Here is a 16,803-nt window from a genome sequence, read left to right on the forward strand (position 1 = left end):
CCGATCGTCGCGCCACCATCCGCTATGACGAATGAAGCGTTCGCCGAAAACGCGGGCATTTACGCGATTGCAACGATCGGGAATCAACAATCACCCCGTCGCCTTCCATGCCGCGGCGCGACGCGCGGGCAACCTGCGAGCCGATGAGATGGCCGGGAAACCTGCGGATCACCGCGACGTCCATATCGGCGGCCTGATCGAGGAGCGGCGCCTGCGCGCCGGCCTGAGCCGGGAGGCGCTGGCCTCCCCGCTCGACGTCTCGCTCTCGCAGCTCGGCAAATACCTGAAGGGCGCCAACCGCCTCAGCGCCACGGACCTCGACGTCGTCGCGCGCGTGCTCGGCGTGCCGGTCGGGTATTTCTTCGAGTCCATGCCGGGCCGCGAGGCAGGCCAGCCCGGGCTCAGCGACAGGCCGCAGGCGCGGCTGGAGACGCTGGAGGCCTGGACCGACTTCGCCGAGGCCGTGGCCCGGGCCGCCGACACCCATCTCGACGGGGAGCGCCGCCAGGCCCTCGGCAGCCTCGTGCGCGCCGTCGACCATGCGCTGTCCGGGCAACAAGCGTTCGATAAAGAGAACGACTCCGGTCCGTCGGATTGACGTTCGGAATTCCGGCTGCCAGAACCCCGCGATCGAAGTGTCGGGCTTCGTCGGCCTGCGCGCCGCGCTCGACGAGATCGTTGAGGGCTCCGCACGCCATGCCGCGTTCCAACTACCTGTTCACGAGCGAGTCGGTCTCCGAGGGCCATCCCGACAAGGTCTGCGACCGCATCTCCGATACCGTGGTCGATGCCTACCTCGCGGTGATGCCGGAGGCGCGCCTCGGCGTCGAGACCCTGGCGACCACCAACCGCATCGTCATCGCGGGCGAGGTGCGTGGCCCCGACTCGGTCACCTTCCGCGACCTCGAGGAGTTGACCCGCGCGGCCGTCAAGGACATCGGCTACGAGCAGGACGGCTTCCACTGGAAGCACAACGACGTCGCCATCTACCTGCACGCCCAGTCCGCCGACATCGCCGTCGGCGTCGACGCCGCGGGCAACAAGGACGAGGGTGCGGGCGACCAGGGCATCATGTTCGGCTACGCGACCGACGAGACCCCCGCCCTGATGCCGGCGCCGATCTACTACGCCCACAAGATCCTCAAGGACCTGGCCGACGCCCGGAAGGGCGGGGTCGGCGCGGCGGCCAAGCTCGGCCCGGACGCCAAGAGCCAGGTCACCGTGCGCTACGTCGACGGCCGCCCGGTCGAGGCGACCCAGATCGTGCTCTCGACCCAGCACCTCGACGAGTCGCTCGATTCGGCCGGCGTGCGCGCGATCGTCGAGCCCTACATCCGGGCGGCGCTCCCTGAGTCCTGGATCACCGACGGCACGGTGTGGCACGTCAACCCGACCGGCAAGTTCGTGATCGGCGGGCCCGACGGCGACGCCGGCCTGACCGGCCGCAAGATCATCGTCGACACCTACGGCGGCGCGGCGCCCCACGGCGGCGGCGCCTTCTCGGGCAAGGACCCGACCAAGGTCGACCGCTCGGCGGCCTACGCGGCGCGCTACCTCGCCAAGAACGTCGTCGCCGCCGGCCTCGCGCGCAAGGCCACGATCCAGCTCGCCTACGCCATCGGCGTCGCCAAGCCGCTGTCGATCTACGTCGACCTGCACGGCACCGGCGAGGTCGACGAGGCCAAGCTCGAATCGGTCCTGGGCCAGCTCGTCGACCTGTCGCCCCGCGGCATCCGCACCCATCTCGGCCTCAACAAGCCGATCTACGCCCGCACCTCGGCCTACGGCCATTTCGGCCGCGAGCCGGAGGCCGATGGCGGCTTCTCGTGGGAGCGCACCGACCTCATCGGCCAGCTCAAGAGCGCGCTCGCCTGATCCGGCGCCCCGATGCGAGAGCAGCGCCCGATGACGTTGCAATCGGGCGTTGCTCTCGGTCTTTGATTTTGCCGCATTTTCTTCGCCCAACCGGTATCCACTTGGTCGGAAAATGCTTTATCGGGGCGTCCACACGCCCCTTTCGGCACCGGGATACCATGGACGACCACGACACCGACGCGGCGCCTGAGCGGGCCCGCGCCTTCTACGGCCGGCGCAAGGGCAAGCGCCTGCGTCCCGGCCAGGAGGAGCGCCTCGCCGCCCTCCTGCCCCGCCTGCGCCTGCCCGAGAGCGGCGCCCTCGATCCCTCCGCCCTCTTCCCCCGCCCGGTCGCGAAGACCTGGCTCGAGATCGGCTTCGGCGGCGGCGAGCACCTCGCGGCCCAGGCCCGGCTCAATCCGGGCACCGGCATCATCGGCTGCGAGCCCTTCGTCAACGGCGTGGTGAAGCTCCTGCGCACCCTCGACGACGAGGCGATCGACACCGTCCGGCTGTGGGACCGGGACGCGATGGAGCTGCTGCCGCGGCTGCCCGATGCCAGCATCGGGCGGGTGTTCCTGCTCTATCCCGATCCCTGGCCGAAGCGCCGGCAGCGCAAGCGCCGCTTCGTCTCGGACGAGTCCTTGCGCGAGATCGCCCGGGTGCTCGTGCCCGGCGGCGAGTTCCGCTTCGCCTCGGACATCGACGACTACGCCGGCTGGACCCTGGTGCGCGCCGCGAATTGCCTCGACCTGCGCTGGACCGCGACCCGCAGCGCCGACTGGACCACGCCCTGGCCGGAATGGCCCGGCACCCGCTACGAGGCCAAGACCACGGCGGAGGGGCGACGGCCCACCTACCTGACCTTCGAGCGGGTCTAGGCAGCATTCGCCGAAGTGGTCACTGGTTCGGCGACGAAAACGATGCGGAAACAAGAAGCTCAGCAGAGCCGCCCTGTGCAGCTCTGCTGAGGGGCGGCGGGACCACGCCAGGGCGGTCCTGCGACGGCCTGCTTCACGCCCCCGGGCAGTGGCGGCCCGAGCATTGACAAGCGCCGCGTCTTGGCTCCCCCTCCGGCCTTTCGATGGAGGGGATGCCCCGCGTGACCACGCTCCTGCCCGCGACCGAGGACGCCATCCCGATCCGCTGCGTCGACGCCGCCGGATGGCCGGCCGTGGCGGCCGCGCTGCCGCCGCTGGCCGCGGCCTTCGCGACGGCGTCCGGGTTCGAGGCCAAGCCCGGCCGGACCGCCCTGCTGCCGGGGCCGGACGGGGCGCTGGCCCTGGTGCTGTTCGGGGTCGAGGCAGCCGGCCGGGCCGATCCCTTCGCGGTCGGGCGCCTCCCCGATGCCCTGCCCGAGGGCACCTACCGTCTCGAGAATCCCCCCGGCGATCCGGCCCTCGCGGCGCTGGCCTGGCGGCTCGCCGGCTATCGCTTCGGCCGCTACCGCGAGCGGCCGGCCGTGAAGGCCCGGCTGGTGGCGCCCGACGGCGTGGACGCCGCCGAGATCGACCGCATCGCCGATGCGGTGGCGGCGGGCCGGGACCTCGTCAACACGCCGGCGAACGACCTCGGCCCGGCGGAGATCGAGGCGGCGGCGCGTGCCCTCTCCGAGCGCTTCGGCGCGTCCGTCAACGTGATCTCCGGCGAGGCGCTGGAGCAGGGTTTCCCGCTCATCGCGGCGGTCGGCCGGGCCTCGCCGCGGGCGCCGCGCCTGATCGACCTGACCTGGGGCGACGCCGAGGCGCCGCGCGTCACCCTCGTCGGCAAGGGCGTGGTGTTCGATACCGGCGGCCTCGACATCAAGCCCTCGGCCGCGATGCTTCTGATGAAGAAGGACATGGCCGGCGCCGCCGTGGCACTCGCCGCCGCCGAGATGGTGATGGGGGCCGGGCTCCCGATCCGCCTGCGGGTGCTGGTCCCGACGGTCGAGAACGCCATCGCCGGCGACGCCTTCCGCCCCGGCGACGTCCTGGCGAGCCGGCGCGGTCTGACCGTCGAGATCGGCAACACCGACGCGGAGGGGCGGCTGATCCTCGCCGACGCGCTCAGCCTCGCCGACGAGGAAGAGCCCGAGCTGGTCTTCGACTTCGCGACGCTCACGGGCGCGGCCCGGGTCGCGCTCGGCCCCGACCTGCCGGCCCTGTTCACCGAGGACGACGCGCTGGCGGCCGAACTGACCGCCACGGGTCTCGCCGTCCACGATCCGGTCTGGCGCATGCCGCTCTGGGCGCCCTACGCCGCCCTGCTCGATTCGAAGATCGCCGACCTCAACAACGTCTCGGGCGGCCCCTTCGCCGGGGCGGTGACGGCGGCCTTGTTCCTGCGCCGCTTCGCGCCGGCGGCGAAGGCCCATGTCCATCTCGACCTCTACGGCTGGAACCCGAGCACGAAGCCCGGCCGGCCGGAGGGCGGCGAGGTGCAGACCGCGCGCCTCGTCTACGCCCTGCTCAAGAGCCGCTACGGCGCGCGAGAATAGGCCGCGCCTACGCCGTACCGAGTGCCGCCCGCTCCGCCTCGTAGGCCTCCCGCACCACCGCCTTGCCGTAGCGGCGCTCCAGCCGCCGCACGGTGAAGTGGCCGCGGGCGATCGCCTGGAAATGGTCCATGAAGGCGGTGTTGACGGCCGCGCCCCCGAGGGCACCGAGCACCGGCACCGCCTGGGCGGCGAGCTTCTGCGACACCACGCCCCCGAAGCGGGCGCCGACCTGGCCGGCGAAGCGCATCAGCGCCGGGGCGCTCTCGTCGAGGAGGCCGCGGCCGGCGGCGTAGCGGGCCGCCTCCGACATCGCCTTGGCGAGGGCGCCGCGCACCGCGAAGTAGCCGCTCTCGGCGGCGGTCCCGGTCGCCGCGTCGGCTTGCGTCGCGCCGCGGCCGCCGAGGGCGAAGACCTGCATGCAGGCGAGCGCGGCCTCCGGATCGCCCAGATCCTCGCCCTCGCGCTGGGCGATCTCGGCGATCGAGCGCAGCATCAGGGTGGTGGAGAGCGGCAGCTCGACCGCGAGCGTCGAGAGGCCGAAGGCCCCCCCGATGGCGCCCGAGACCGCCGCCAGCGCCTTGTGGCCGCGGTCGCCGGGGGGAAAGCGCTCCAGGAGTTCCATCGCCTTGGCGCGCCAGGACGGCGAGAGGTCCGGGCCGAGCGGCGCCAAAGCTCCCTCGGAGGAGGTGTCGGCCGCCTTCGGCAGGGTCGCGAGCGCCACGTGCAGGGCGCCGCGCATCGCCGTCTCGGTGGCGTGGCCGACCGCGTCGACGACGGGGGTCGGCAGGGCGCGGGTGATCAGGTCGAGGGGGGCGCCGGCCATGGACGAGAGCCGGCCGGCGAGGCTCGGGCGCTCCAGGGACGCGACCGCCCGGCGCAAGGCCGCGCGGTCCTCGGCGCTCAAGGGCTCCGGCGTCCCGACCGGGACGGGGGACGGGGCGGGCTCGACGGCGACGATCTCGGACACGGGCGCTCCCTCACGGACAGACAGGCTCGGGATTAAAGCTGGGGCGCCGGGGGCGGGTTCCGCAAGGGGCGCCGCCGAGCCCGTCAGGCCCGGGCCGGCAGTTCCTCCGAAGGCGCCGGCCCCACCTCCCCGGGCAGCATCCGCAGGCCCAGGCACAGCACGGTCACCGGGATGCCGACGGCCGCGGTCATGACGAAGAAGGTCGGGTAGCCGAGCGACTCGACGGCGAAGCCCGACAAGCCGCCGACGAACTTGCCCGGCAGGGCGTAGAGCGAGGAGAGCAGCGCGTACTGCGTCGCCGCGAAGGCCGGCGAGGTCAGGCTCGACATGTAGGCGATGAGCGCCGTCCCGGCGAAGGCGCCGGCGAAGTTGTCGATGCTGATGCTGGCGACGAGCAGCGGCAGGTCGTGGCCGGCCAGCGCCAGCCAGGCGAACATCAGGTTCGAGGCCGAGGCCGCGATGCCGCCGATCAGGAGCGCCGGGTAGAGGCCGAGCCGGCTCACCGCGATGCCCCCCGCGAAGGCCCCGGCGATGCCGACCCAGACGCCGTAGACCTTCGAGACCGTGGCGATCTCCGACAGGGAAAACTTCATGTCGATGTAGAGCGGGTTCGCCATGATGCCCGAGACGATGTCGGGCAGGCGGTAGACGGTGATGAGCGCCAGGATCAGCACCAGCCCCGAGCCCTTGCGGCGCATGAGATCCGCGAAGGGATCGACCACCGCCTCGCGCAGGCCGTGGCGCCAGCCGCGCCGCGGCCCGGGATCCCGCCCCGGCACCTTCGGCGCCGCGAGCGTGCCGGCCACGGCGAGCCCCATCAGGAGCGCCATGCTGCCGTAGGCCGGCGCCCAGCCGAAGGCGTCGGCGACGAACAGGGCGCCCGCGCCGGCGCAGATGCGGGCGAGGCTGTAGCCGAGCTGGTAGGAGGCCAGCATCATGCCTTGCCGCTCGGTCGGGGCGGAATCGATGCGCCAGCCATCGACCACGATGTCCTGCGTCGCCGACGCGAAGGCGATGACGAGGGCGCAGAGCACCGTGTAGCCGAGGTCGGCCGCCGGATCGCCCCGGCTCATCGCGATCAGGCCCGCCGCCACCGCGAGTTGCGACACCAGCATCCAGGCCCGGCGCCGGCCGAGGAGCCGCGACAGCACCGGCAGGTCGATCCGGTCGATCACCGGGGCCCAGAGGAACTTCAGCGTGTAGGCGAGCGAGACGTAGCTGAGGAGCCCGATGCTGGAACGCTCGATGCCGGCGCTGCGCAGCCAGGCCGACAGGGTGGCGAAGACGAGCAGGATCGGCAGCCCGGCGCCGAAGCCGAGCACCAGCATCAGGGCCATCCGCCGGTCCGCCGCCACATCCCGCAGGGTGGCGCGGGTGCGGGCGAGCCAGCCCGTGCCCTCTCTCCCGGCCGTCTTGGTCATCGCGATCGTCGTCCTCTTCGGCCTGCGGCCACCGCCGCGGAGTCGACCCCAGCATGTGGGCGGGATCATGATGGATGAAGAATTAACATTGCGTCCACCGCAGCTTACGTAACCATCGGGAACCCCGCCCCGGGTCGCGGGTTCGCTGAGTCGGATGGGGCCACGGTCCCGCTCCGCCGCGGATCGTCCCGGCGGAGCCGAGCCGCGGACGGGCGGGTTGCGGATGATCGGTTTGGACGCTCCGAGGCAGGCCGGGACGAGGACGACGCGCGGGGACGAGTCGTCTCTTCGGGGCGCGTCGTCCCGAGATGCATCCTCCGCGGATGCGCCCTTCCTGGCCGCCTTCCGCGCCAGCGCGACGCCGATGGTGATGACCGACCCGGCGCTGCCCGACAACCCGATCGTGTTCGCCAACGACGCCTTCTGCCGGCTGACCGGCTACGCGGCCGACGAGGTGATCGGCCGCAACTGCCGCTTCCTGCAGGGCCCCGACACCGACCCCACGGTGATCGACCTGGTGCGGGACGCGGTGGCCCGGGGCGAGCCCGTGCGGGTCGATCTCCTGAACTACCGCAAGGACGGGCATCCGTTCTGGAACGACATGACCCTCACCCCGGTGCGGGACGAGACCGGCGCCCTGCGCTCCTACTTCGCGGTGCTCACCGACGTCACCCGGACCCGCCAGGCCGAGCGGGCGCTGTCGCGGGAGAAGGACGGCCTCGCCCACGACCTCGAGGCGCGCAACCGGGCGCTCCAGACCGCCCTCGACCAGCAGACCGCCCTGCTGCACGAGGTCGACCACCGGGTGAAGAACAACCTCCAGGTCATCTCCTCCCTCGTGCTGCTCAAGGCGCGCCGCGCCCGCGACCCGGCCTGCCGCGACGTGCTGCGCAGCATGGCCGACCGGATCGGCGCGCTCGCCACCGCCCATCGCCTGCTCTACGCGGTGAGCGACGTCGCCCGGTTCGACCTGCGCGACTTCGCCGCCGATTTCGCCGCCGACCTCGAAGCCGGGCTCGACCCGGACCGCATCGCCCTCACGGTCGACGTCGCGGCGGTGGCGGTGCCGGCCTCGATGGCCGCGCCCCTGGCGCTCCTGGTGCACGAGCTCGCCGTCAACGCGGTCCGGCACGGCTTCCCGGGCGGCCGGAGCGGCCACGTCGCCATCACGGCGCGGGCGGAGGGCGAGCGCCTGATCCTCGAAGTCCGCGACGACGGCGTCGGCTTGGGGAGCCAACCCGACAACCCCGAGGGTTTCGGCCGCGACCTCGTCGGCATGCTGGTGCGCCAGCTGCGCGGCAGCCTCACCGTCGAGGACCTGGAGCCCGGCACCCGCGCCCACGTGATCCTCCCGCTGGGCGGCGGGCATTGAGTGCGGGCGGCCTGCGGGTCCTGATCGTCGAGGACGAGGCGTTCATCGCCCTCGAACTCGAATGCCTCCTGGAGGAGGCCGGCTACGTCCCGGTCGGCGTCGCGACCCGCTCGGGCGAGGCGATCGCGCTCGCCCGCGACCTCTCCCCCGACATCGCCCTCGTCGACATCCACCTCGCCGACGGCCCGACCGGCGTCGCGGTGGCCCAGGCCCTGAGCGCGCGGGCGGGCACCACGGTGCTGTTCACCACCGCCAACGCCAAGCGCGTGCCGCCGGATTTCGCGGGAGCGGCCGGGATCATCGCCAAGCCCTATTCGGAGCGGGTGATCCGGGCGGCGCTCGCCTACGTGGCGGGGCGGTATCACGGCGGGGCGCCGGCGGAGGCGCCGGACGGGGTGGTGCTGGCGCCGACATCTTAGGTCGAACACTGATACAACGTTTAAAGAATATTAATTTTCCAATACTCAACGAATATGATCAATCGTGAAGTTTTTATACGCAAGTCAATGTTTATTCAGCATCGATCTAACAAATTTATTAAGACAAATTATAGTGAAATACTGCTTAAAAAACTCTGTTGATAAAAATAAATGCGTCGTGATAGCAAATGCCGCCGAATTATCGGCACAAGAGACGGCATCATGATTTCGCAAAACAATTTTCCGGAGCCGCCGCGGCCGCAGGTTACGGGTCGCTACATCGTGAAGTTCGCCCGCGACATCGAAGCGTCGCAAGCGCAGGCGCTCATCGCGAATCGGACCGGAATCCGAACGCTGGACGTGCGCGAAGCCGGGGACGCCGCGCTTCCGGCTCCGAGTCCGAACGCGCCGGAGGGCGGCATCGTGGTCGACCGGTTCAAGGTCGCGATCATCCAGCCGCAGCAAGATGTCGGCGCACAGGTCGCCAGCCTCCAGGCAGAGGGAGGCGTGATCGTACGGCCGGAATTCTATTTCTTCGCCATCAGTGAACTCGAACAACGCTATGCCGCGTGGGTGCGGGAGGGGCTCGCGATCCTGGCCAGCGGCTTTCCCTTGACAAGCGGCTGTCGCGATGCGGGGAGCCCGGGCACGGCCGTGACCGCTGCGGGAGTGGCGGCCTTCGCCGACACCGACCGGCTCACCTGGGGGCTTCAGGCCATTGGCGCTGATCTCACGCCCTATCGAGGCAAGAAGGTACGAGTCGCGGTTCTCGATACGGGCCTCGACCTCGACCATCCCGACTTCAAGGACCGCAAGGTCGTCAGCCGGAGCTTCGTGCCGGACGGGTCGGTGCAGGACATCCAGGGGCACGGCACACACACGGCCGGTACGCTGGCCGGACCGGCCGCATCGAAGATCGGCCGGCGCTACGGCGTCGCACCGGACGTCGAACTTTACATCGGCAAGGTTCTCGACGACCGCGGAGTCGGGACCGAGGGCGACATCATCCGAGCCATGAACTGGGCGATCGACCAGAAATGCGCTGTCATCTCGATGTCCCTCGGCCGGCCGACGCGGCCGGACGAGCCTCACGACCCGCTCTACGAGGAAGCAGGTCTCGCAGCCCTCAACGAAGATTGCCTGATCATTGCGGCGGCCGGCAACGAGAGCGGGCGCGATTACGGCTACATCGCTCCGATCGGTGCGCCGGCCAACTCGCCCTCTATCATGGCGGTCGGGGCGGCCGATCCGAAGTTGAAGGTAGCGCCGTTCTCCTGCGGTGCGGTGAACGAGGACGGGACAACGATCGACATCGCCGGTCCGGGCGTGTCGGTCTACTCGTCCTTCCCCCGGCCCCGGCTGTCGCGCGTGCTGCAGGGCACCAGCATGGCCTGCCCGCACGTGGCCGGCGTCGCCGCCCTTTTCGCGAGCATGGACCCATCCCTGCGCGGGCCACGCCTGTGGAAGGCGCTGACCGACGCGGCTCGTGAGATCGGTCCGGCGCGAGACTATGGCAACGGTCTCGTTCAGTGCCCCCAGGGCGCGGGTGTCTGATCGCGCGGCTCCGTAGAACAAACTCGCATCGGGAGGCCTCCGATTTCCGACTGAGTGCTTCCGCCGATCTTATCGGATCGCTCGCACAACGCGGAAGTCGGCTTCGCCCACGCGTGTGGAACCTCCGGCTTCCCACGCGTGGGCTTGCGGTACGGTTTCGCGAGACGAATTCTCCAAAGACCCTTTTACGCTCCATGGACAGACGAGTTCGTACGAGCCTGGAGCGAGGGTGCCGGGCGACTCGAGCGGAACCGTCGTGCGACGCCGCCTCGCGTCCTGCGGTGCCCTCACCCTCGTAGCCGAACCGCAACCATTTCGGTGAATGATAACCGGCGATGCCGAGGGGCCCACCTCCGTGCGCTGCCGGCATGGCGCGGTGATCACGACCTGCGTCCGCATCCCCGGCCAACGCACATGATAGCAGCGGACAAAGCGAACCTGTGTCCCCGTAGCGGCTTGCGCACGGGATCGAATCACCCGACATTACGCTTATATACGTGTGAAACTTGTCAAGATGGGGAAACACTATGGCCGAAATTGGAATGGTCATCATGGTTGAAAAAGACAAGCGCGCCGATATAGAGAGTGTCGCCAAGTCTCTCGAAGCAAAGGGTTTGCACGTTCAGGAAACGATTCCGCGCTTTCGCACAATAGTTGGGACAAGCGACAGTGGCCTGATCGGCGCCTTCAAGTCGGTTGCAGGCGTCGAGGCGGTTCGTCCGCAGACAACATTTCAATTGCCGGAAATGGATGAGAAAGTGCCACAGTGAGAGCTTATGTGACTTATATGAATGTGATCACCGCAAATCATTCCTTCCAACCCACAGCCGCATCCTGAGGTGCCCATTTCGTAGGCACCTCAGGATGCGGCTGTGGGTTGGAGACATTGCTCGCCCAAATCGAACCGACTCGCAGATGTTGGTGAACCACCGAACGCCGGCTCACGATGAGCGATACGGCACGATCAATGGCTGTGCTATGACTGACTTGTCGCCCGGCCGTAGCGCGGCCGAGCGCATCATGGGACCGGGATCTCACCCCTCCCTGCGCGCCGCCTTGAGCCGGTAGAGCGCGTCCAACGCCTCCCGCGGACTCAACGAATCCGGGTCGATCCCATCGAGTAGCAGGCCGACCGGGTCGGGCGTCTCCACCACCACCGGGGCCGGCGGCGGGGCGGCTGGCATCGCGGAGAAGAGCGGCAACTCGGCGGGGGCTTTCCGCCGGCCGGAACCGCCCTCCCCCCGCTCCAGCTCGGCGAGCAGGGCCTTGGCGCGCGCGATGACCGGAGCCGGCAGGCCGGCCAGCCGCGCGACCTGGAGGCCGTAGGAGCGGTCGGCGGCGCCGGGCACCACCTCGTGCAGGAACACAACGTCGCCCTTCCACTCGGTCACCTTGAGGGTGGCGTTGGAGAGGCGGTCGAGGCGTTGCGCCAGCGCGGTCAGCTCGTGGAAATGCGTCGCGAACAGGGCCCGGCAGCCATTGGCGCCGTGCAGGTGCTCGAGGCAGGCCCAGGCGATCGAAAGGCCGTCGAAGGTCGCGGTGCCGCGGCCGATCTCGTCGAGCACCACGAGCGAGCGGCGGGTCGCCTGGTTGAGGATCGCGGCGGTCTCGACCATCTCGACCATGAAGGTCGAGTGGCCGCGCGCCAGGTCGTCGGCGGCGCCGACGCGCGAAAAGAGCCGGTCGACGAGGCCGAGATGGGCCGAGGCCGCCGGCACGTAGGCGCCCATCTGGGCGAGCACGGCGATGAGCGCGTTCTGGCGCAGGAAGGTCGACTTGCCGCCCATGTTCGGGCCGGTGACGAGGAGGATCTGGCCGGCTTGTGTCCCCGACAGGTCGCAGGCATTGGCGATGAAGGCCTCGCCGGCACGGGTCAGGGCCGCCTCGACGACCGGGTGGCGCCCGCCCTCGATCCGGAAGGCGAGGCTGTCGTCGACGACAGGCCTCGTCCAGTTCAGTTCGACGGCGAGTTCCGCGTGCGACGCCGCCACGTCGAGCGCCGCGAGCGCGCTCGCCGCCGCGACGATCGAATCGGATTCGGCCATCACGGCCTTGGACAGGGTCTCGAAGATCTCGAGTTCGAGGGAAAGGCCGCGGCCTGCGGCGTTGGCGATCTTCGTCTCCAGCTCGCCCAGCTCGACGCTGGTGAAGCGCATCGCGTCCACCATGGTCTGGCGGTGGACGAAGGTGGCGCGCCAGGGATCCTTGAGCAGGGTCTCGCCGAAGGCCTGCGGCACCTCGATGTAGTAGCCGAGCAGGTTGTTGTGCTTGATCCGCAGCGTCCGGCAGCTGGTCTCGGAGGCGTAGCGGGCCTGGAGCCCGGCCACCACCTGGCGCGAATCGCGCTGCAGCGTGCGCGATTCGTCGAGTTCGGCCCGGTAGCCCTCGCGCACGAAGCCGCCATCGCGGCGCTGGAGCGGCAGGTCGTCGGCGAGCGCGCCGGCCAGCTCGTCGGCGAGCCCCTCGTCGAGCCCGGCGAGGATGCGGGCGGCCTTGCCGATCTCGCCCGGCAGCGCGCCGGCCCCGGCGAGCGCCGTCGCGATGCTGCGGGCGGCGAGCAACCCGTCGCGGAGCGCCGCGAGGTCGCGGGGACCGGCGCGGCCGAGGCCGATCCGGGTCAGCGCCCGGGCCATGTCGGGCGCGCGGGCGAGCTCGGCCCGGAGCTCGGCCCGCAGGCCCCCTTCGCCCACCAGGAACGCGACCGCGTCGTGCCGGCGCCGGATCAGCGCGAGGTCGGTCGAGGGACCGGCGAGCCGCTCGGCGAGCAGCCGCGCGCCGGCCCCGCCCACCGTGCGGTCGATGGCGGCGAGCAGGCTCCCGGCCCGCTCGCCCGAGAGCGTGCGGGTGAGTTCGAGGTTCTGGCGCGTCGCCGCGTCGATCATCAGGCTCGCGCCGGCCGCCTGGCGGGCCGGCGGGCTCAAGGTGACCTTGGCGCCGAGCTGGGTGCGGGCGATGTAGTGGAGCACCGCGCCCGCCGCCGCGATCTCGACCCGGCTGAAGCTGCCGAACCCGTCGAGGGTCTGGACGCCGAACTGTTCCTTCAAGGCCCGCTCGGCGGAGGCCGGATCGACGTCGCCGCGGCCGACCGGCGTCACGGCGGCGCGGGTGTCGCGCCACAGGCGCGCGAGGTCGGGATCCTGGTGGATGGCGTCGGCCATCACGATCTCGCGCGGATCGAGCCGGGCGATCTCGGCGGCAAGGCCTGAGCCCTCGACCTCGCCGAGGGAGAACCGCCCGGTCGAGATGTCGACGGCGGCGAGGCCGTAGGCCCAGGCCGAATCCGAGGCGCGCCGGCGGGCGAGCGCGAGCAGCACGTTGGCCCGGCCGGGATCGAGCAGGCGGTCCTCGGTGATGGTGCCCGGCGTCACGAGGCGCACCACCTCGCGCCGCACCACCGACTTCGCCCCGCGCTTCTTGGCCTCGGCCGGATCCTCGGTCTGCTCGCAGACCGCGACCCGGTGGCCGAGCCCGATCAGGCGCTGGAGGTAGTCGTCCGAGCGCTCCACCGGCACGCCGCACATCGGGATGTCGGCGCCGCCATGCTTGCCGCGGCGGGTGAGCACGATGCCGAGGGCCCGCGAGGCGATCTCGGCATCATCGAAGAACAGCTCGTAGAAGTCTCCCATGCGGTAGAACAGCAGGGAGTCGGGATTCGCCGCCTTGATCTCGATGTACTGCGCCATCATCGGCGAGACCTTGGCCTCGTCGTCGGCGGGAGCGGCGCGCCGGCCGCGGGCGGGCGGCGGAGGCGCCGCCTCGGCGAGGTCGTAGGGCTCGTCGCGCAGGAGGCGGCCGGTGTCGCTGTCCATCGTCATGAGATCTCGGGCCGGTGACCTTGAGGCTGTCGTCGGATCCGCGGCGATCCTGGTCCGCCAGACTAACAGAGGCCGGCGGCCGGGCTCCAGACCGGCATTGCGGGGAAGATGGGGACGGCCGTCCCCGGCTGAAAAGAGCGCCAGACTGCTCGTTAGCGCCGCAGCGCCGCTTGAGCCGACCGAGTCATGGCCCTAAGGGACGGGTCCCGCCGTCAGCGTGAACCGTCGTCGAAAGAAGAGCTTGGCATGAGCGAGTCCCGCCCCGTCACCCGCCGCAAGCGCCCGACCTTCACCGACCAGGAGGCGCTGCAATTCCACCAGCACGGCCGCCCGGGCAAGCTGGAGGTGGTGGCGACGAAGCCGATGGCGACGCAGCGCGACCTGTCGCTCGCCTACTCGCCCGGCGTCGCCGTGCCGGTGCTCGCCATCGCCGACGATCCGGCGCTCGCCTACGACTACACCGCCAAGGGCAACCTCGTGGCGGTGATCTCGAACGGCACCGCGATCCTGGGCCTCGGCAACCGCGGCGCGCTCGCCTCGAAGCCCGTGATGGAGGGCAAGGCGGTCCTGTTCAAGCGCTTCGCCGACATCGATTCCTTCGACCTCGAGGTCGGGACGGAGGATGCCGAGGCGTTCATCAACGCCGTGCGCTACCTCGGGCCCACCTTCGGCGGCATCAACCTGGAGGACATCAAGGCCCCCGAGTGCTTCATCATCGAGGAGCGCCTGCGGGAACTGATGGACATCCCGGTCTTCCACGACGACCAGCACGGCACCGCGATCATCTCGGCGGCGGGCATCATCAACGCCCTGCACCTGACGGGCCGCGACATTTCCGAGGCCCGCCTCGTCGTCAACGGCGCGGGCGCGGCGGGCATCGCCTGCATCGAGCTCGTCAAGGCGCTCGGCTTCCGCTCCGAGAACGTGATCCTGTGCGACACCAAGGGCGTGGTGTTCCAGGGCCGCACCGAGGGCATGAACCAGTGGAAGTCGGCCCACGCGGTCGCGACCTCGAAGCGCACGCTCGCCGAGGCGATGGACGGCGCCGACATCGTGTTCGGCCTGTCGGTCAAGGGCGCCTTCACCCCTGAGATGATCGCCTCGATGGCGCCGCAGCCGATCATCTTCGCGATGGCCAACCCCGATCCGGAGATCACCGTCGAGGAAGTGGGCCAGGTCCGCGACGACGCCATCGTGGCGACCGGGCGCTCGGACTACCCGAACCAGGTCAACAACGTTCTGGGCTTCCCCTACATCTTCCGCGGCGCGCTCGACGTGCACGCGACCACGATCAACATGGAGATGAAGATCGCGGCGGCGCAGGCGCTCGCCGCGCTCGCCCGCGAGGACGTGCCGGACGAGGTCGCGGCAGCCTACCAGGGCGCGCGGCCGCGCTTCGGGCGCGAATACATCATCCCGGTGCCGTTCGATCCGCGCCTGATCCACACCGTGCCGCCGGCCGTCGCCAAGGCCGCGATGGAGACCGGCGTCGCCCGCAAGCCCATCGACAACATGGACCGCTACCGGGCCCAGCTCTCGGCGCGGCGCGACCCCGTCGCCGGCACCCTCAACCGGGTGTTCGAGCGGGTGCGCAAGTTCCCCAAGCGCGTCGTCTTCGCCGAGGGCGAGGAGGAGGTGGTGATCCGCGCCGCGGTGTCGTTCGTCAACCAGGGCCTCGGCACCGCGATCCTGGTCGGCCGCGAGGACCGGGTGATGGCCAATGCCGAAGCCGCCGGCATCGACCTCTCGGGCCGCGACAACATCGAGATCCACAACGCCGCGAAGTCGCACCGCAACAGCGTCTACGCGCAGTTCCTCTACGCCCGGATGCAGCGCAAGGGCTACCTGTTCCGCGACTGCCAGCGCCTGATCAACCAGGACCGCAACCACTTCGCCGCCTCGATGGTGGCGCTCGGCGACGCCGACGCGATGGTGACCGGCACGACCCGCAACTACTCGATCGCGCTGGAGGACGTGCGCCGGGTCATCGACCACAAGCCCGGCCACCGGGTGATCGGCATCTCGCTCTGCCTCGCGAAGGGCCGCGTGGTGCTGGTCGCCGACACGGCGATCCACGAGATGCCGAGCGCCGAGGAGCTCGCCGGCATCGCCATCGAGGCCGCGGGCGTGGCGCGCCGCCTCGGCTACGAGCCGCGGGTGGCGATGCTGTCGTTCTCGACCTTCGGCTTCCCCAAGGCCGAGCGCGCCGAGAAGGTGCAAGAGGCGGTGCGCATCCTCGACGGGATGCGGGTCGATTTCGAGTATGACGGCGAGATGGCCGCCGACGTGGCGCTGAACAAGGACCTGCTCGCCCAGTACCCCTTCAGCCGCCTCAAGCAGCCGGCCAACGTCCTGGTGATGCCGGCCTTCCACTCGGCCTCGATCGCCACCAAGATGCTGCAGGAGCTCGGCGGCGCCCAGGTGCTCGGGCCGCTGATCGTCGGCCTCGACAAGGCGGTGCAGATCGTCCCGCTCGGGGCGACCGATTCCGACCTCGTCAACATGGCGGCGCTGGCGGCGTACAACATCGGCGGGTGAGCCCGGCGTCGGTCAGTCCGAAGCGCGCCTCGACACTTCTCCACGTCATGTATGGACGGCCCCCGTTTCGCAAGGGTTTGTGAGCATCGGTTTGAGCCAGTCGGTTCAGGAGCAGTCATGTATCCGGCCTCTGATGCCGTCGTGCCGCCGCGGTTGATGCGACGAGGACGACGGCGGGCCACCAAGGGGTGCGCACAAGCGTTCCTTGCGAAGAACCAGGCTACCAACATCCCGACGCGCTGTGACGCGCGATGACGTGGCGGAGTGTCCTGGTCCCAGGTCCCTCATCCTGCTCTGGCCTTGGCCGTGCTTACAGCTCCTTGCTCACCGAAGGTCGCGTCCCGCCGCTCCTCAAGCGGCGGCGGGACGCGACCGGCCTGCCTG

Annotated in this window: 12 protein-coding genes; 9 read left to right on the plus strand and 3 right to left on the minus strand. The window is 70.4% G+C overall.

The genetic code is table 11. The features are described from left to right. Window positions 1-31 precede the first annotated feature (31 nt). The 4 genes from BM430_RS21200 to BM430_RS21215 all read left to right on the plus strand — a co-directional run bounded on the left by BM430_RS21200 (window position 32) and on the right by BM430_RS21215 (window position 4,333). The gene (locus BM430_RS21200) at window positions 32-598 is read left to right on the plus strand and encodes a helix-turn-helix domain-containing protein (RefSeq protein ID WP_244539595.1); all 567 of its coding nucleotides are present in this window, start codon (window positions 32-34) and stop codon (window positions 596-598) included. Between the two features lie 98 nt (window positions 599-696). Next, window positions 697-1,875 (plus strand): methionine adenosyltransferase, encoded by a 1,179-nt coding sequence (metK, locus tag BM430_RS21205; RefSeq protein WP_093569232.1) that lies wholly within the window; start codon window positions 697-699, stop codon window positions 1,873-1,875. A gap of 158 nt (window positions 1,876-2,033) precedes the next feature. Further along, on the plus strand, window positions 2,034-2,735 hold the full coding sequence (locus BM430_RS21210; protein WP_093569233.1) for a tRNA (guanine(46)-N(7))-methyltransferase TrmB: 702 nt from the start codon (window positions 2,034-2,036) through the stop codon (window positions 2,733-2,735). A 221-nt stretch (window positions 2,736-2,956) separates the two neighbouring features. Beyond that, window positions 2,957-4,333: a leucyl aminopeptidase family protein gene (locus tag BM430_RS21215; RefSeq protein ID WP_244539596.1), complete on the plus strand. Its 1,377-nt coding sequence runs from the start codon at window positions 2,957-2,959 to the stop codon at window positions 4,331-4,333. Between the two features lie 7 nt (window positions 4,334-4,340). On the opposite strand, the gene BM430_RS21220 is transcribed toward BM430_RS21215, so the two are convergent. Together BM430_RS21220 and BM430_RS21225 are read right to left on the minus strand one after the other, a co-directional pair. Further along, window positions 4,341-5,300 (minus strand): EcsC family protein, encoded by a 960-nt coding sequence (locus BM430_RS21220; protein ID WP_093569235.1) that lies wholly within the window; start codon window positions 5,298-5,300, stop codon window positions 4,341-4,343. 83 nt (window positions 5,301-5,383) lie between these two features. After that, window positions 5,384-6,721: an AmpG family muropeptide MFS transporter gene (locus BM430_RS21225; protein WP_093569236.1), complete on the minus strand. Its 1,338-nt coding sequence runs from the start codon at window positions 6,719-6,721 to the stop codon at window positions 5,384-5,386. A gap of 334 nt (window positions 6,722-7,055) precedes the next feature. Here BM430_RS21225 and BM430_RS21230 point away from each other — a divergent pair, with 334 nt between their 5' ends. The 4 genes from BM430_RS21230 (at window position 7,056) to BM430_RS34140 (ending at window position 10,836) form a co-directional block, all read left to right on the plus strand. Beyond that, entirely contained in the window at window positions 7,056-8,093 is a 1,038-nt protein-coding gene (locus BM430_RS21230) for a PAS domain-containing protein (protein ID WP_280142286.1), read from the plus strand. Further along, a complete protein-coding gene (locus BM430_RS21235; RefSeq protein WP_093569238.1) occupies window positions 8,090-8,512 on the plus strand; it encodes a response regulator in 423 nt (140 codons plus the stop codon). Before BM430_RS21230 ends, BM430_RS21235 begins: the two co-directional genes overlap by 4 nt. A gap of 171 nt (window positions 8,513-8,683) precedes the next feature. Next, window positions 8,684-10,066 carry a S8 family serine peptidase gene (locus tag BM430_RS21240; protein WP_093569239.1) on the plus strand — a complete coding sequence of 461 codons (1,383 nt, stop codon included), beginning with the start codon at window positions 8,684-8,686 and terminating at the stop codon, window positions 10,064-10,066. Between the two features lie 527 nt (window positions 10,067-10,593). Further along, window positions 10,594-10,836, plus strand: coding sequence for a hypothetical protein (locus BM430_RS34140; protein WP_143132090.1), 243 nt, complete (start codon window positions 10,594-10,596; stop codon window positions 10,834-10,836). Window positions 10,837-11,100: 264 nt separating this feature from the next. On the opposite strand, the gene mutS is transcribed toward BM430_RS34140, so the two are convergent. Then, window positions 11,101-13,752, minus strand: a complete 2,652-nt coding sequence (gene mutS / locus BM430_RS21245) for a DNA mismatch repair protein MutS (RefSeq protein WP_244539599.1) — start codon at window positions 13,750-13,752, stop codon at window positions 11,101-11,103. Between the two features lie 375 nt (window positions 13,753-14,127). On the opposite strand from mutS, the gene BM430_RS21250 reads away from it, so the two are divergent. Beyond that, the gene (locus tag BM430_RS21250) at window positions 14,128-16,419 is read left to right on the plus strand and encodes an NADP-dependent malic enzyme (protein ID WP_093569241.1); all 2,292 of its coding nucleotides are present in this window, start codon (window positions 14,128-14,130) and stop codon (window positions 16,417-16,419) included. Window positions 16,420-16,803 lie beyond the last annotated feature (384 nt).

It is taken from the genome of Methylobacterium sp. 174MFSha1.1 (assembly GCF_900116815.1).
Classification (GTDB): Bacteria; Pseudomonadota; Alphaproteobacteria; order Rhizobiales; family Beijerinckiaceae; genus Methylobacterium.

Bases quoted from the DNA above. Each gene is read 5' to 3' on its own strand.
- BM430_RS34140 (WP_143132090.1), top strand. From the start codon at position 10,594: ATGGCCGAAATTGGAATGGTCATCATGGTTGAAAAAGACAAGCGCGCC.
- BM430_RS21210 (WP_093569233.1), top strand. From the start codon at position 2,034: ATGGACGACCACGACACCGACGCGGCGCCTGAGCGGGCCCGCGCCTTC.
- BM430_RS21250 (WP_093569241.1), top strand. From the start codon at position 14,128: ATGAGCGAGTCCCGCCCCGTCACCCGCCGCAAGCGCCCGACCTTCACC.
- mutS (WP_244539599.1), bottom strand. From the start codon at position 13,752: ATGATGGCGCAGTACATCGAGATCAAGGCGGCGAATCCCGACTCCCTG.
- BM430_RS21200 (WP_244539595.1), top strand. From the start codon at position 32: ATGAAGCGTTCGCCGAAAACGCGGGCATTTACGCGATTGCAACGATCG.
- BM430_RS21225 (WP_093569236.1), bottom strand. From the start codon at position 6,721: ATGACCAAGACGGCCGGGAGAGAGGGCACGGGCTGGCTCGCCCGCACC.
- BM430_RS21240 (WP_093569239.1), top strand. From the start codon at position 8,684: ATGCGTCGTGATAGCAAATGCCGCCGAATTATCGGCACAAGAGACGGC.
- metK (WP_093569232.1), top strand. From the start codon at position 697: ATGCCGCGTTCCAACTACCTGTTCACGAGCGAGTCGGTCTCCGAGGGC.